The sequence below is a fragment of the Paracoccus tegillarcae genome (assembly GCF_002847305.1).
GTDB classification, from domain to species: domain Bacteria; phylum Pseudomonadota; class Alphaproteobacteria; order Rhodobacterales; family Rhodobacteraceae; genus Paracoccus; species Paracoccus tegillarcae.
This window is the reverse complement of sequence record NZ_CP025408.1, coordinates 1,102,456-1,118,138: the sequence shown is the minus strand read 5'-3', so window position 1 is coordinate 1,118,138 and position 15,683 is coordinate 1,102,456. Positions and strand designations below refer to the sequence as shown.

General features: G+C 61.8%; 13 protein-coding genes. 6 read left to right on the top strand and 7 right to left on the bottom strand.

Annotation, left to right across the window (positions count from 1 at the left end; genetic code table 11):
- The first annotated feature begins 32 nt into the window (after positions 1-32).
- The 3 genes from CUV01_RS05595 to bluB are packed head-to-tail and all read left to right on the top strand — an operon-like array spanning position 33 to position 2,060.
- Complete coding sequence (locus CUV01_RS05595) at positions 33-956, top strand: ornithine cyclodeaminase family protein (RefSeq protein WP_101459609.1); 924 nt, start codon at positions 33-35, stop codon at positions 954-956.
- Positions 953-1,369 (top strand): acyl-CoA thioesterase, encoded by a 417-nt coding sequence (locus tag CUV01_RS05590; protein WP_101459608.1) that lies wholly within the window; start codon positions 953-955, stop codon positions 1,367-1,369. The genes CUV01_RS05595 and CUV01_RS05590 overlap by 4 nt, the downstream gene beginning before the upstream one ends.
- Positions 1,362-2,060 (top strand): 5,6-dimethylbenzimidazole synthase, encoded by a 699-nt coding sequence (gene bluB / locus CUV01_RS05585; RefSeq protein WP_101459607.1) that lies wholly within the window; start codon positions 1,362-1,364, stop codon positions 2,058-2,060. The genes CUV01_RS05590 and bluB overlap by 8 nt, the downstream gene beginning before the upstream one ends.
- Positions 2,061-2,106: 46 nt before the next feature.
- Here the strand turns inward: bluB and efp are convergent, their stop codons facing one another.
- A complete protein-coding gene (gene efp, locus CUV01_RS05580) occupies positions 2,107-2,670 on the bottom strand; it encodes an elongation factor P (RefSeq protein ID WP_101459606.1) in 564 nt (187 codons plus the stop codon).
- Between the two features lie 336 nt (positions 2,671-3,006).
- On the opposite strand from efp, the gene CUV01_RS05575 reads away from it, so the two are divergent.
- Entirely contained in the window at positions 3,007-3,327 is a 321-nt protein-coding gene (locus tag CUV01_RS05575; RefSeq protein ID WP_090735129.1) for a DUF6280 family protein, read from the top strand.
- 84 nt (positions 3,328-3,411) lie between these two features.
- Here the strand turns inward: CUV01_RS05575 and CUV01_RS05570 are convergent, their stop codons facing one another.
- The 6 genes from CUV01_RS05570 to CUV01_RS05545 all read right to left on the bottom strand — a co-directional run bounded on the left by CUV01_RS05570 (position 3,412) and on the right by CUV01_RS05545 (position 11,921).
- Entirely contained in the window at positions 3,412-4,647 is a 1,236-nt protein-coding gene (locus tag CUV01_RS05570) for an MFS transporter (RefSeq protein ID WP_232962533.1), read from the bottom strand.
- Positions 4,644-5,639: an ABC transporter permease gene (locus tag CUV01_RS05565; RefSeq protein WP_101459605.1), complete on the bottom strand. Its 996-nt coding sequence runs from the start codon at positions 5,637-5,639 to the stop codon at positions 4,644-4,646. Before CUV01_RS05565 ends, CUV01_RS05570 begins: the two co-directional genes overlap by 4 nt.
- On the bottom strand, positions 5,632-6,639 hold the full coding sequence (locus CUV01_RS05560) for an ABC transporter permease (protein WP_101459604.1): 1,008 nt from the start codon (positions 6,637-6,639) through the stop codon (positions 5,632-5,634). Before CUV01_RS05560 ends, CUV01_RS05565 begins: the two co-directional genes overlap by 8 nt.
- A 22-nt stretch (positions 6,640-6,661) precedes the next feature.
- Positions 6,662-8,350: a peptide ABC transporter substrate-binding protein gene (locus tag CUV01_RS05555; RefSeq protein ID WP_101459603.1), complete on the bottom strand. Its 1,689-nt coding sequence runs from the start codon at positions 8,348-8,350 to the stop codon at positions 6,662-6,664.
- A gap of 89 nt (positions 8,351-8,439) precedes the next feature.
- The gene (locus CUV01_RS05550; RefSeq protein WP_101459602.1) at positions 8,440-10,146 is read right to left on the bottom strand and encodes a peptide ABC transporter substrate-binding protein; all 1,707 of its coding nucleotides are present in this window, start codon (positions 10,144-10,146) and stop codon (positions 8,440-8,442) included.
- Between the two features lie 71 nt (positions 10,147-10,217).
- Positions 10,218-11,921 (bottom strand): peptide ABC transporter substrate-binding protein, encoded by a 1,704-nt coding sequence (locus tag CUV01_RS05545; protein WP_101459601.1) that lies wholly within the window; start codon positions 11,919-11,921, stop codon positions 10,218-10,220.
- A 270-nt stretch (positions 11,922-12,191) separates the two neighbouring features.
- Here CUV01_RS05545 and CUV01_RS05540 point away from each other — a divergent pair, with 270 nt between their 5' ends.
- Both CUV01_RS05540 and CUV01_RS05535 read left to right on the top strand, forming a co-directional pair.
- Entirely contained in the window at positions 12,192-14,024 is a 1,833-nt protein-coding gene (locus tag CUV01_RS05540) for an ABC transporter ATP-binding protein (protein ID WP_101461883.1), read from the top strand.
- A 178-nt stretch (positions 14,025-14,202) separates the two neighbouring features.
- Positions 14,203-15,567, top strand: a complete 1,365-nt coding sequence (locus tag CUV01_RS05535; protein ID WP_101459600.1) for a PRC-barrel domain-containing protein — start codon at positions 14,203-14,205, stop codon at positions 15,565-15,567.
- The last annotated feature ends 116 nt before the right edge of the window (positions 15,568-15,683 follow it).

Below are 15,683 nucleotides of genomic sequence, written 5' to 3'. Positions count from 1 at the left end.
TAGGCTGCCCCAAACCCGCTTGAGGAGCCGCCATGACGCCCAAGATTATCGGACCAGATGCCGAAGCGCGGCTGGATTGGATCGCGCTGACGGATGCCATGGTCGCAGGCCATCGTTTGCCGCCCGCCGAGATCGCCGACAGTTTCCTTTATCGCGGCCAGGACACCCTGCTGACACGATCGGCCTGGATCGACGGGCTGGGGATTGCAGTCAAGCCTGCCAGTATTTTCCCCGCCAATCCGGCGCAGGATCTGCCGATGGTCAACGGCGCGGTCAACCTGTTTGACGACGCAACCGGGCGGCTGGCTGCCATTGTCGATTTTCATCTGGTGACAAAATGGAAGACCGCCGGCGATAGCCTGCTTTCCGCGCGCCATCTGGCCCGCAAGGATGCCCGCCGGGTGTTGATCGTCGGCGCTGGCAAGGTCGCAGCCGCGATGATCGAGGCTTACCGCGCGCTGATCCCGGATGCAGAGGTGACGATCTGGAACCGATCCGCGGGCGCGGCGCGGGATCTGGCGGAACGGATGAGCGCGGTCGCGGCGGATGATCTGGAACAGGCCGTTCGCCAGGCCGAGATTGTCGCGACGACGACCATGGCGCGCGAACCGGTGGTGCAGGGCGACTGGATCGCGCCCGGCACGCATCTGGACCTGATCGGCGCCTACCGTCCCGACATGCGCGAGGTCGATGATACGGCGCTGACCCGCGCGCGCCTGTTCGTGGACAGCCGCAAGACGACCATTGGCCATATCGGAGAGATCCAGATTCCGCTGGATCAGGGCGTGATCACGCCCAACGACATTCTGGCAGATTTTTATGATCTGCCCTCAGGCAGCTACGCGCGGCAATCAGAGGACGAGATCACCATCGCCAAGAACGGCGGCGGCGCGCATCTGGATCTGATGACGGCGCGCTACATCATGGACGCAACCAACGGTGGGGCAGGGGCATGACCGACGACATCATTCCTAATCGGTCGCCGAGGATCCGCACCATCGCCATGCCAGCCGATACCAATCCGGCGGGCGATATCTTCGGCGGCTGGCTGATGAGCCAGATGGACCTTGCCGCCGGCTCGGTCGCCTCGTTGACCTCGCATGGCCGCAGCGCCACCATTGCCGTCGAGGGCATGAAGTTTCTGCGCCCGGTCAAGGTCGGGGACGAGATCTCGCTTTATGCCGATCTGGTCCGCACGGGCCGCAGCTCGATGCAGATCCATGTCGAGGCCTGGCGGCGAGAGCGCGACCGGGAAACCGGCGAAAAGGTGACCGAGGCCGAGTTTACCTTTGTCGCGCTGGACGACGATGGTCGCGCCCGACCAATTGAGCCGCATGTTGCAGCACCCGAGGGGGCAGAGCATGACTGATCCCGCCGAATGCGCACCCGTCAAGGCGCGGGTCTTTTCGCGGGCGGAGCGGCAGGCGCTGTATGATGTGATTGCGCATCGCCGCGATGTGCGGAACGAATTCCTGCCCGACCCCATCGACCCGCAGGTCCTGCGGCGTATCTTGCAGGCGGCCCATGCCGCGCCGTCCGTCGGTCTGTCGCAGCCGTGGAATTTCATCCTGATCCGCGACCCGCAGCGCCGCGCCTCTGTCCGGCAGGCATTCGCCCGTGCGAACGCCGAAGCCGCAAGCATGTTCCCCGCCGAACGGCGATCAGACTACGCGGCGCTAAAGCTGGAAGGGATCGACAAGGCGCCGCTGAATATCTGCGTCACCTGCGACCGCGAGCGGGGTGGCAAGGTGGTTCTGGGCCGTACCCACAACCCCGATATGGACCTGTATTCGACGGTTTGCGCAGTTCAGAACATGTGGCTGGCGGCACGGGCCGAAGGCATCGGAATGGGCTGGGTCAGCATCTTCAACGATGCGGATCTGCGCCCGATCCTGGGCCTGCCTGACCATATAGCGATCGTGGCCTATTTGTGCCTTGGCCATGTCGAAGAGCTGTTCGACGGACCCGAACTGGCGGCACGTGGCTGGGCCACGCAGGACGAATTCGAGACCGTGGTGATGCAGGAATGCTGGACTGATCCAGCTGCCGCGACAGATTAGGGCGGCGGGCACGACTGACCCGCCGACCTGCCGCGACTGTGCCGCGTCAGGCGCGTTCGCTATATTCGAACAGTTCGGTATTGACGATGATGTCCTCGCCCTCGCCGACGAAGGGCGGGATCATGACGCGAACGCCATTGTCCAGAATCGCGGGCTTGTAGCTGTTGGCAGCCGTCTGGCCTTTGACCACCGGCTCCGTCTCGACGACCTTGCAAGTGACCTTTTGCGGGATCGAGACCGACAGGGCCTCTTCGCCATAATATTCGATGGTGGCCATCATGCCGTCTTGCAGGAACGGGCGGCGGTCGCCCAGCAGTTCTGAATCCAGTTCTGTCTGCTCAAAGGTCTCGCTGTCCATAAAGACCAGCTTGCCGTCGGTCTCATACAGGAACTGCTGATCCTTCTGGTCCAACCGCACACGTTCGACCTTGTCTTCGCTGCGAAAGCGTTCGTTCAGCTTGCGGCCGTCGCGCAGGTTCTTCATCTCGACCTGAGCAAAGGCCCCGCCTTTGCCGGGCTTGACGTGGTTGACCTTCACGGCGGCCCACAGACCGCCATCATGTTCCAGCACATTGCCGGGACGAATTTCGTTGCCGTTGATCTTGGGCATTGGGGAAACCTTGAAAGGATTGGCTGATTTTATTGCTTGGTGCCGGTTGACCGGCATTTTGGCGAACCTATATCGGTGGAGTGTCAAGCTGGCAACCGTTTGCGGTGCCGGCGTGTTTTCGTTGACCAGTCGACTGTAGCAGACAACCAAAAGGCGATTGAGTTAACACCTGCGAGGTGTAGGTATGCGATGAGTGCATGGCAGTCCTGCGCCCAGAGGCATACCGAATCGGGTGGTTGATAGGCTATTCAATGCGGCAGCGCAGAATGTTGGATGTGCAACTCTCCGACGGGCCGTACGGGCCAACTGCATAATAAGAAGAACAGGACGAGCGATATGCGTGATTTCGTTGACGGCTCAGCTTTCAATTTCGAACAAGGCCAGCGCGCTCGCAAGCTGTTTGCGGCCGTGGTTCTTGCGGCTTTGGACGATGCGATCGCAGATGACAAGAAATATGGTAACGGCCCCGAGCAGATTGCCCGTTGGGCGCGCTCTCGCGATGGTCGTGAAGTGCTGTCTTGCGCCGGGATCGACCCGAACGAACGTGTCGTCAAAGGCTTGATGGAATTCGTGTCCAAGGGCGTGCGCACCTCGGTTGCGCTGTCGCGCGAGGAAAGCGAACGCCGCATGGCTGCCGAAGAGGCAGAGGCCGCCTGAACCGGCTGCCACCAGATTTGAGTAAGGTCGCCTGCGGGCGGCCTTTTTCGTTGTGCAGCACTGATGTCGGACCACCCTGACCGGCTAGCGCAAACCACCGCTGATGCGCGCGGCCTCGGGCAGTCTGCGCAGCCACAGCATGGCAATGGTGCCAATCGCGGGGCCGGGCACCAGCACCAGAAAGGCCCATTGCCAGCCGCCGATCCATTCGGCGAAGACCGGCATCAGGCGCAGGCTGATCACCGTCAGGGCAAAGCCGACGCCCATCTGAAAGGCCAAGGCGGTGCCGACCAGCCTGCGTTCGGACAGTTCGGTGACCATGGCCGAGAATTGCGCGGAATCGGCGGGGATGGTCAGCCCCCAGATCAATGCGATCAGGATCAGGACCCATTCCGGGCCACCCCATGCAAACCCAATCAGCGCGGCGCAGCCCCCTGATGCGGCCATCATGATCGCGGTTGTCGCGGTGCGCCCGATCCGGTCGGCCACCCAACCGCCAATGACGCAGCCCACGGCGCCGGTGGCGATGACCACAAAGGTCAGCGATGAGGCAAAGGCAGGCCCCTGCAGGCCTGACTGCACCAGCGCGCCCGAGGCAAATGCCAGAAACCAGCCCCACATCGCATAGAGTTCCCACATATGGCCGAAATAGCCGATATTGGCCAACATCAGCGGCTTGTACAGGACGATGTTGCGCAACTCGGCCAGCCGAAACGGGGCAGGGGCATAGCCATGCGGCCCCTCGCGCACCACCAGCGCCAGCATGACGGCCGAGATCAGCGCAAAGCCTGAGGTTGCCAGCACCACGATGCGCCAGTCCAGCCCGGCACTGGCGGCCCGGACCAGATGCGGAAAGGCCGAGCCAAGGGTCAGGGCACCGATCACCATTCCCAATGCCAGCCCGCGCGCCTGCACGAACCATGTCGTGACCAGCTTCATCGATGGGGGGTATACACCGGCCAGCGCTATACCGGTCAACATGCGGCTGGCGACCGCCCAGCCCGGATCAGGCGCGACCAGCAGCATCAGGTTCGACAGGCCCGCAACGCAGGCCGACCAACCGATCAGCTGGCGCATGGGCAGTCGGTCTGCCAGCCCGGTCACGGTCAGCCCAAGCGCACCGATAACAAAGCCGATCTGCACCGCGATTGTCAGCCAGGATGCGGTGCCCTCGTCCATCTGCCAGCGTGCCGACAGTTCGGGCAGGATCGCTGTGGCCGAAAACCACGGCGTCATCGACAGCACGACCGCGCTGCAGACCAGAGCAAGCGCCCGCCACCTGCCGGGGGCAGAGACTGTCTGGATGCCGAGGTCGCTCACCTGCCGCGAATACGCGGGTCCATCGCGTCGCGCAGGCCGTCACCGATGTAGTTCACGCACAGCACCGTCAACGAGATCAGCAGGCCGGGGAAGATCACCCGCCAAGGATACAGCACCATCTGGTCAACCGCGTCGAATAGCAGCCGCCCCCATGTCGGGAAATCCGGCGGAAAGCCAAGCCCCAGAAAGGACAGAGCGCTTTCGGTGATGATGGCGCTGGCGATGCCAAGCGTCGCGGCCACCATGATCGGCGACAGCACATTGGGTAGCACATGCTTGGTGATCATCCGGCGTGGCGGCGTACCGATCGAGCGTGCAGCCAAAATGAATTCCCGTTCCTTCAGGCCCAGCACATCGCCGCGCACGATCCGCGCAGCCTGCATCCAACTGGTCGCGCCGATGGCGGTGACGATGAGGATGAAGATCCCCATGGCCGGGCCAAAGGATTGCGACAGCGGTTCGCGGAACAGTGTCACCATCAGCAGCAGCAACGGCAGCAGGGGCAGCGCCAGAAACAGCTCGGTCAGGCGCATCAGCGGCGCGTCCAGCCGTTTGAAATAGCCCGACATGACGCCGACAAAACTGCCAAGCGAGATCGCCAGGATCATCGCCGTCAACCCGACCGCCAGTGAAACCTGCCCACCCGACATCAACCGTGCCAGCAGATCGCGGCCCAGCTGGTCGGTGCCCAGAGGATGCGCGAGGCTGAAACTGGAATTGCGGGCGCGGATATCCACAAAGGTCGGGTCCAGCCTCCAGATCAACGGCCCGATCGAAACGAACAGAAGGATGCCGATGAACAGCACCAGCGAAATCATCGCGCCCTTGTGGTTGCGGAACTGGCGCCAGACGTCGCGCCATTGGCTGCGGGTCTCACCCCCGGCGGTGACCGGGTCGTCAGGCGGCAACTCGGCCGTGACGGCGGCATTTGCGGCGGTCTCGTCGATCAGTTCGGCGGTGTCCAGCTGGTGCTGGCGATCAGTATCAGTCATAGCGGATCCGCGGGTCTAGAAAGCCATAAAGCACATCCGCGACCAGCGTGAAGCTGACGATCAGGATGGCGAAGATAAAGGTCAGCGTCAGCACCATGGGCAAGTCGTTGGCGTGAATTGCGCTGATCAGCAACTGCCCGAGGCCATTCACCTTGAACACCTGCTCGGTGATGATCGCGCCGCCGAAGACCACAGGCAGGCCAAGTGCAATGACCGTGACCACGGGGATCAGGCTGTTGCGCAGCACATGTTTCAGCACGACGGTCTTTTCCGACAGGCCCTTGGCGCGGGCGGTGCGGACGTAGTCCTGCCCCAGATTGTCCAGCATGGAGGCCCGCATGAAGCGGCTGATCTGCGCGGCGTTATAAAGGGCCAGCACCGTGACCGGCATCACCATCTGTTTGACCTGCACAAGAAAGCTGTCCCAGTCATTCACGACATGGGTGGTGTCATAGATCGAGGGGAACCATTGCAGTTTGACCCCGAAAATGATGATCAGCACGACACCGGTAAAGAAGGTCGGCATCGAAAAGCCGACCATCGAGATAAAGGTACCCAGCTGATCGAACCAGCTATACTGCTTGTAGGCCGAGATGATCCCGATCGGGATCGCGATCAGGATCGCCACGACATAGGACATGCCCACCACGGTCAGCGTTTGCGGCAGGCGCTGCGCGATCACGTCAAAGACCGGGCTGCGCGACTGAAAGCTGATGATCCGCTGCATGCCATCGGCATAGCCTGTGCCAAAGAAATGATCGAACCAGTAAAGCGGCTCGACCCAGAAGAACTGCTTTAGCCACAGGACGTAGCGGATATACCAGGCCTGCCCCAGTCCAAGCGCCTCGCGCATGCGTTCCTTGACCTCTGGCGGCACGGTCAGCGGCACATCGCCCAAGGGGTCACCCGGCGATGCCTCCAGCAGCAGAAAAATCACCAGCGAGATGAACAGCAGCGTCGGTATCGCCAATAACAGCCGGCGGATGGTGAAATTCAGCATAGGGGCAGGTGCTCCTTTCGGGTTATTGGCCGCGCATCCAGTCCTGGATGTTCCACAGATCGCTTTCCCAGGCATTGGGCACGATGCCGACAAGCGAGTTGGCATGAGCCGATACCATACCACGATGGATCAGCGGGATAAGAATATTCGTTTCGGCGGTGGGCATCAGCGCCAGTTCCCGCACCAGTTCCTGACGCTGCTCGGGATCGGCAGTCTCGCGCAACTGCGCGACCTTTTCGTCATAGCTGGGGTCGCAGAAACGGGCGAAATTGTTGCCTTGCCACTGGTTCTCGGGCGAGGGGATACGGGCGCAGGTCAGGTTGCCCATGAAAGCCTCGGGGTCTGGGTTGTCAAAGCTGTTGGTGTACATCTGCACATCGGCGAACAGCTTTTGGATGGTGTCGGGCGAGCCCGCATCGCCGCCAAAAAAGACGCTGCCATCCACGGTTTTCAACTGCGCATCGACGCCGATTTCCGACCACCATTGCTTGACCAGTGCCTGAACGTCCTGCCGCACCGCATTGACGCTGGACTGATACACGACAGACAGGCGCTGCCCGTCCTTTTCGCGAATGCCGTCAGCGCCGGGCACCCAGCCCGCCTGATCCAGCAGCACCTTGGCGCCGTCGATATCCTGGGTCAGGCAATCCTCGTTCTGGGGCACGTAATCCAGCGGCGCTGGCACGATGTTGCAGGTGGGCTTGCCTGCCGGTCCATAGCCGATCTCGGCCAGCAGATTGCGGTCGATGGCCATGGACAGGGCCTGCCGCACCGCCGGATCGGTCAGAAACGGATGTGGATGCGCCAGGGTTGAACGTTCCGCGCCAAGATCGGTGGAAGGATCGGTCTGGTTCAGTTCGATCCGCTCTACCATGGTGCCAAAGCTGGCAAAGGTCTGCCCGTTGCCGGCGGATTCCATCTGGGCCAGCGTTTCGGGATCCAGCATCAGATTCCAGGCAAAGTCGAACTCGCCCGTTTCCAGCACAGCGCGCCCGGCCGCCGCCGCATCGCCGCCGCCCTTGATCGTGACATTGGCAAATGCCGGCTTGTCAGCATCGCGGTAATTGGGATTGATTTCGAACAGAGCCACGTCATTGGGCCGGAATTCGGTCACCGTATAGGGGCCAGTGCCGATGGGCGCGAAATTCTGGTCGGTGCAGCTGGCGCCGGCGGCGCCAAGGCAGTTCTGGAACTGCGCCGTTTGCAGGATCGGCGTGCGTGAGCCGACAAAGGCCTGATAGGGCGCGTATTTCGGTGTATCGAAATTGACGGTGACGGTCAGCGGATCGACCACGTCGACCGAGGTGATGCCCTGAAAACGGGCCGAGACGGCGCAGCCGAAATCGGGCGCCATGCAATACTCGGCGGTGAATTTGATATCGTCAGCGGTGACCGGGCTGCCATCGGACCAGGTCAGCCCATCGCGCAGCTTCCAGGTGATCGAGCTGAAATCGGCAGCGATGCCGCCATTCTCGACAGTCGGGATTTCGGTGGCGAGGCGCGGGAACAGTTTCCCATCGCCGTCATAGCCGGCCAGCGGCTCGAGCACCAAAGAGGCAGGGTCAACATCCTTGCCCGAGGTCGAGATATAAGGGTTCAGAACCGACGCGGCCTGCCAATAGATGATCCGCAGATCGCCATTCTCGCCGCGTTCGGCCAGCGCGGGGCTGGCAGCCAGCAGGGTCAGGGGCAGCAATCTGGACAGCTTCATGGGCGCGGCCTTCTTTCGTCAGTCGGGTGGTTTGCGGTTGCGCGCGCCCCGACCGCGCACAGGCGGCCGGGGCGGCAAGGTTTATCCCGTCACTCGGCGGCGCGGGTCCAGTCGGCGATGTTCCAGAACTCGCTGTCCCAGGGGTTCATCTCGAACCCTGCCAGGGCGTTGGAGGTGACCGAGACGCGACCACGCGAGATCAGCGGCTGCAGCACCATTTCTTCCTTGGTCAGGATCAGGTTCATCCTCTTGGCCAGTTCCGCACGTGCCTCGATGCCAGCGGTCTGTTCCATTTCCTTGGCCATTGCATCGAACTCTTCGTTGCAAAAGCGCGCGGCGTTCTCGCCCTGCCACTGGTTCTCGGGGCTCGGGATCGAGTCGCAGCTGTGCTCGGCCAGGAAAGTGCCGGGATCGGTGCCGTCATAGACGTCCGTATACATCTCGACATCGGCATAGAACTTGACCAGCGTATCGGGCGAGCCGGGATCGCTGCCAAAGAAGACGCTGGCATCAACGGTCTTCAGCTCGGTTTCCACGCCGATCTCGGACCACCACTGCTTGATCAGCGCCTGAAAGTCCTGCCGCACGGCGTTGACGCTGGTCTGGAACAGCAGGGACAGCTTCATTCCGTCTTTCTCGCGCACACCATCGCCGCCGACGGTCCAGCCTGCCTCTTCCAGCAGTGCCTTGGCGCCTTCGATATCCTGGGTCAGGCATTCGGTATTGTCCGCGACGAACTCTTCGGGGCCGCCGACCATGTTGCAGGTCGCCTTGCCGGTGTCGCCATAGCCGATCTCGTTCAGGAGGTTGCGGTCAATGGCCATGGATAGCGCACGGCGCACATTCACATCCGACAGGATCGGGTGCGGGTGTGCCAGTGTCGAACGCTCGCCCTCGGGCAGGCTGGAGGACGGGTCGGTCATGTTCATCTTGAGGTGCTCGGTGGTCGAGCCAAAGTCGACCTCAAGCCGGCCATTGCCCGCCGCCAACATGCCGTCCAGCACGTCAGGCGCGATCTGGATGTTCCAAGCATAGTCGTATTCGCCGGTTTCCAGAACCGCACGGGCCGCTGCGTTGGAATCGCCGCCGCCCTTCATGTTCAGCGTGGCAAAGGCGGGTTTGTCGGCCTCGCGGTATTCGGGATTGGCCTCCAGCGTGGCGACGTCATTGGTGCGGAATTCGACAACCCGGAACGGGCCCGTTCCGATTGGGCCGAAATTCTGCTCGGTACAGCTGGCAGCCGCCGCGCCCATGCAGCTTTCGAACTGTGCCTTTTGCAGGACAGGGGCCTGTGCGCCGACAAAGGCGTCATAGGGGTTGGGGCGGGGGCCATCATAGGTGATCTTGATCGTCAGCGGATCGACCGCCTCGATGCTGCTGATGCCGTAAAACTTTGCACCCTGCGAACAGCCGCCCTCTTCGTTCATGCAATAGTCGGCGGTGAACTTGACGTCCTCAGAGGTCACGTCGCTGCCGTCGGACCATTTCAGCCCTTCTTTCAGCTTCCAGGTGACCGTCGTCAGGTCTTCGGAAATGCCGCCATTTTCCAGCGTCGGGACCTCGGCTGCGAGGCGCGGAATGAATGTGCCGTCGGGACCGAAGGTCGCCAGCGGCTCAAGGACGAGAGAAGACGCCAGCATGTCCTTGGTGCCGGTGGACAGATAGGTGTTCATTGTCGACGGTGCCTGCCACAGCAGCAGGTTCAACTGCCCGTCGCTGCCGCGCTCGGCCATGGCCGCTGACGAAAGGCCTGCGAGCGCGGTCGCCGCAAATAGCCCGGTTCTGATCTTGGACATTCTACTTCTCCCTGTCGTTTGAATTGCCGCGTGGCCCCGACTGGCGGGGCCACGACCTATGCAAGGATGGCTTACTCTTTGATACGATACCAGTCGGCTGCGTTCCAGATTTCACTGTCCCAGGTGTTCAGGACGACACCGCCAAGCGTGTTGGAATGCGCCGAGACACGACCGCGATCGACCAGCGGTACGACGACCATGCTTTCCTTGGTCAGCATGTCGTTCAGTTCCTTGGCCAGCGTGGCGCGTGCCTCGATCTCGCCTGTCTTGCCCAGTTCGACGACCTTGGCGTCATATGCCTCGTCGCAGAAGCGGTTGACGTTTTCGCCCTGCCACTGGTTGTCCGGGCCGGGGATCTTTTCGCAGGTATACTGTGCCAGATAGGGCTCCGGGTCGGTGCCATCGAAGTTGTTGGCGTACATTTCGACATCGGCATAGAACTTCTGGAAGGTGTCGGGCGAACCCGCGTCACCGCCAAAGAAGACCGAACCATCGATGGTTTTCAGTTCCGTCTCAACGCCGATTTCTGACCACCACTGCTTGATCAGCGCCTGGAAATCCTGACGCACGGCGTTGACGCTGGTCTGGTAAAGCAGCGACAGCTTCATGCCGTCTTTTTCGCGGATGCCATCGCCGCCGACGGTCCAGCCGGCTTCGCCCAGCAACGCCTTGGCGCCTTCGACATCCTGTTCGATGCAGTCGGTATTGTCTGACGCGAACATTTCCGGCGCGGGTACCAGGTTGCAGGTCGGACGGCCCGCAGTGCCATAGCCGATTTCGGTCAGCAGGGTGCGGTCGATGGCCATGGACAGCGCGCGGCGAACACGTTCATCCGACAGGATCGGATGCGGCTCGGCCACGGTCGAGCGCACATCGGCACCCAGATCGGCCGACGGGTTGGTCATGTTCATTTCGATCCGCTCGACCAGCGTGCCAAAGCCGGTGACCAGCTGACCCTGGCCTGCGGCCTCCATCCCGGCCAGCACGTCGGGCGCCAGCTGCAGGTTCCAGGCATAGTCATATTCGCCGGTTTCCAGAACCGAACGACCCGCCGCAGCCGCGTCGCCGCCACCCTTGAGGTTGACGGTCGCGAAGGCCGGCTTGGCCGGGTCGCGGTATTCGGGGTTGGCTTCCAGCGAGACGACGTCATTGGTGCGGAATTCGGTCACGCGGAACGGGCCGGTGCCGATCGGGTTGAAGTTCTGATCGGTACAGGTCGAGGCAGCGGCGCCAAGGCAATCCGCGAATTGCGCGGCCTGCAGGATCGGCGATTGCGCACCTGTGAATGCCGTGAACGGGTTGGGGCGGGCCTCGGTAAAGTTGATCACGACCGTCAGATCATCGGGCGTGTCGATCGAGGCGATGCCTTCGTAACGCGCCGCCTGCGCGCAGCCACCTTCGGGATGCAGGCAGTAATCAGCGGTGAATTTCGCATCGGCCGAGGTCACAGGGGTGCCATCCGACCAGGTCAGGCCTTCCTGGATCTTCCAGGTGACGGTTTTCAGGTCTTCGCTGATGCCGCCGTTTTCAAGGCTGGGGATCTCGGCCGCCAGCTTTGGGATGACCTCGCCTTTTTCGTTAAAGCCGGCCAGCCCTTCCAGGACCAGGCTGGCAGCCTCGACATCCTTGGTGCCCGAGGACAGATAGGGGTTCATCGTCGATGGCGCTTGCCAATAGATGATGTTCACCTGCCCATCTGCGCCACGTTCTGCAAATGCGGCTGGGGCCATGACTGCCGTCGCCGCAGCGCCCAGCAAAATGGTTCTCAGTTTCATTTAGATAGCTCCCTGTTGGTAAACCCGGTCAGCGGGCAGATACACGCAGGGCGCGATTGAGATTGGTATTGTTCTGTTTCGGCGGCATTGATGGCCGTCACTCCCTGGTGGTCTGGCTTCTGCCTCGTTGGGCGGGCGGAATGCCATACTTTCAGCCGAGACCCGCTTCGAAAGCAAGCCTAATCGCGACTCGGATTTCCGGAGCTTTCTGCTTTGACTTTTTCGCCGGGCGGGCTAGCCTTTGGCCGGTCATCATGAATGGAACGACGGATGCTGGACGAAAAACCACTTGTTTCGATTGAGAACCTGCGCGTCGAATTCGAGACGAATGACGGCATCGTCGTTGGCGTCAATGATGTCAGCTTCGATATCAAGCCCGGCGAGTGCGTTTGCGTCGTGGGCGAGTCCGGTTCGGGCAAGTCGGTCAGTTCGCTTTCGCTGATGCGGCTGGTCGAATTCGGCGGCGGCGAGATCACCAATGGCAAGCTGATGTTTGATCGCGGCGACGGCGAGGTGGTGGATCTTGCCCAGCAGAAAACGCCGATCATGCGCGACATTCGCGGCAATCAGATCGGCATGATCTTCCAAGAGCCGATGACCGCGCTGAACCCGGTTTTCACCATTGGCGATCAACTGACCGAAGGTCTGATCGTCCATCGCGGTCTGGCCAAGAAGGATGCCCGCGCAAAGGCGTTGGAGATCCTGCGCCAGGTCCGCATTCCCGAACCAGAGCGTCGTCTGGACCAATACCCGCACGAGTTGTCCGGCGGTATGCGCCAGCGCATCGTGATCGCCATCGCCATGGCCTGCGAACCGCGCCTGCTGATCTGCGACGAACCGACCACGGCGCTGGACGTGACCATTCAGGCCGAGATCCTGGCGCTGATCGACCGCCTGAAGCGTGAAAAGCAGATTGCCGTGATGTTCATCACCCATGACATGGCGGTGGTTGCGCAAATGGCCGACCGCGTGGTCGTCATGTATCGCGGCAACAAGGTCGAGGAAGGCCCGGTCGAACAGATCTTCGAGAACCCGCGCGAGGACTACACCAAGATGCTGCTGGCCGCCGTGCCGCGCCTTGGTGAAATGACTGGCAAATCTGCGCCAGAACCGATGCGGCTGATGAAGGACGGCTCGCGCGAGGCGGCCGATCCGGTGATATCGAAAGACCCGCGAACGCTGCTGGAAGTGCAGCACCTGACCACGCGGTTTGCGGTCAAGGGCGGCATTCTCAAGCGCACGGTGGCGCAGGTTCATGCGGTCGAGGACGTGTCCTTCAAGATCAACAGTGGCGAAACGATGTCACTGGTGGGCGAATCGGGTTCGGGGAAATCTACCGTCGCGCGATCGATCCTGCGTCTCGTCGATCCCGACTCGGGCAGCGTGACGCTGGACGGCACCGACATTCTGGCCCTGCGACCATCCGACCTGCGCAAGGCGCGGCGCGATATGCAGATGATCTTTCAGGACCCGTTTGCCAGCCTTGATCCGCAGATGAAACTGTACGATCAGGTGGCCGAGCCGATGCAGAACTATGGCATCGGCAGCCGCAGCGAACGGCAGGATCGCATTGCCGCGTTGTTCGACCGGGTCGAGTTGCCGCGCCATTTCATGCGCCGCTATCCGCATGAAATGTCAGGCGGTCAGCGTCAGCGGATCGCCATTGCCCGTGCGCTGGCGTTGAACCCCAAGCTGATCGTCGCGGATGAGGCGGTGTCGGCGCTGGACGTGTCGGTGCAGGCGCAGGTGCTGAACCTGCTGATGGAGCTGCAGCAGGATCTGGGCATCTCGATGTTGTTCATCAGCCATGACATGGCCGTGGTCGAACGCGTCAGCCATTATGTCGGCGTCATGTATCTTGGCCGCATCGTTGAGATGGGCACGCGACAGCAGGTCTTCGAAAACCCCCAGCACAGTTATACCAAGCAGTTGATGCTGGCAGTGCCGGTGGCTGATCCGCGCGAAAAGAAGATCAGCGAGGATCTGAGCTTCAAGCCGATTCCCTCGCCCATCCACCCGATTGACTACGAGGCGCCGCCCTCGGTCTATAAAGAGATCACACCGGGTCACCGTGTTCTGATTGATCCGGTCACGCATGAGTGACGACATCTGACCCCAGGGGTCGACGACTGACTGTCGCCGCGACTCAATCCGGCATGCAAATCCCGTCTTAACCCTAACAATTATCAACGGAACAAGTCTGCTTATCTCGACTTTTCTTGATGCGATGCCGGTGCCTTAGCGCGTTGGCAGACAAATCGAATAAGGGAGAGAGGCCAAGATGAATTCGCATCTAAAACTGAAGTCGCTTATGGCGGGAACCGCCCTGACAATGACCATCGCCGGCATGGCGGCGGCGCAGACATTGAATGTGGACACCGCCGAACTGGAGGGGAAAAGCGCTGAATGTCAGGCGCTCGGACAATTTATCCTAGAGCAGGACGGTTCGATCGAGGGGGCCGATCCGCAACGTGTCGCCACCGCGGTGAACGACGACATCGCGCAGGAATGTGCCGACATCCAGGCCGTACTGAGTGGCGATGCGCAGGCCACCGACAGCGACCAGGCAACTGAAACGGAATCCGAAACCGAAACCGAAACAGACGCGACGACAGCGACTGTCGACACCACGCAGGAAGCCACGATCACGGGCGAGGCGCAGGTACGGATTCCCGAACCCAACGTCGATGTCCGCGTGCCGCAGCCCGAGGTGACGGTCACCCGCTCGCAGCCGCAGGTCAGCGTCCAGGAAGGCGCCTCGCAGATCGACGTCGAGCAGGGACAGCCCGAGATCTCGGTCGAGATCCCGACGATCAACGTGCGCGTCACCATGCCCGCACCGCGCATCTATGTGCTCGAGAGCGATCCCGAAGTCTCGGTCACCGAAGCCGATCCGCAGGTCGAGGTCGTCCAGGGAGAACCGGAAGTGACTGTGACACAGGCCGAACCCGAGCTGGAAATCGATCTGGGCGTGGGCGATGGTGAAACGGCGCCCGACGAGACGCAGGAGCAGGCCGATGCCGGCGGGGTCGAGGACGTTTCGGGGGATGTCGAGATCGCCGAACAGCGCCCGGTCGTGAATTTCGTGACCTCGCAAGAACCGCCGCAGATCGAATTCACCCGCGCCGATCCCGAAATCTCGTTCGCAGGCGCCGAGCCGAATGTAACGATCAGCATGGCCGAACAGCCCTCGGTCGAGGTGCAGGTCGACGGCGATCCCGAAATCGTCATCGAGACCACCGAAGAACGAGAGCAGCGTCAGGCCGGGCAACAGGCCGAGGACGGACAGGCCCAGGATGAAGGCCAGTCGGAAGAGGCTCCGGAACAGGCCGCTGCGGGCGATGGCACGACCATGACTGTTGGCGATCTGATGGGCATGGACGTCATGACGGCCGGTGGCGAGAATCTGGGCAATCCGGAAGCTGTCATCGACGTTGATGGCCAGCAATACCTGCTGCTCAGCTCGGGCGGGTTTCTGGACATCGGCGACAAGATTGTGCCGGTCCCGATGGGCAATGTCAGTGTTGCCGACGGCAATCTGACGCTGGCCGAGATGACCGAGGCCGATGTCGAGCGCGCGCGCGATTACGAATATGATGAAAATGCAGCACTGGCTGACGATCAACCGGTGATGCTGACGCCCTGACGAGTTGTCGGACACAGCGTGTTATCAGGCCCCGCCGCAATGGCGGGGCCTTTTCGCTGCGCTCGGCAATACACGTGCCGCATTCCCGGTTGCAAGCCTGATCGTGCAGCGCCGCG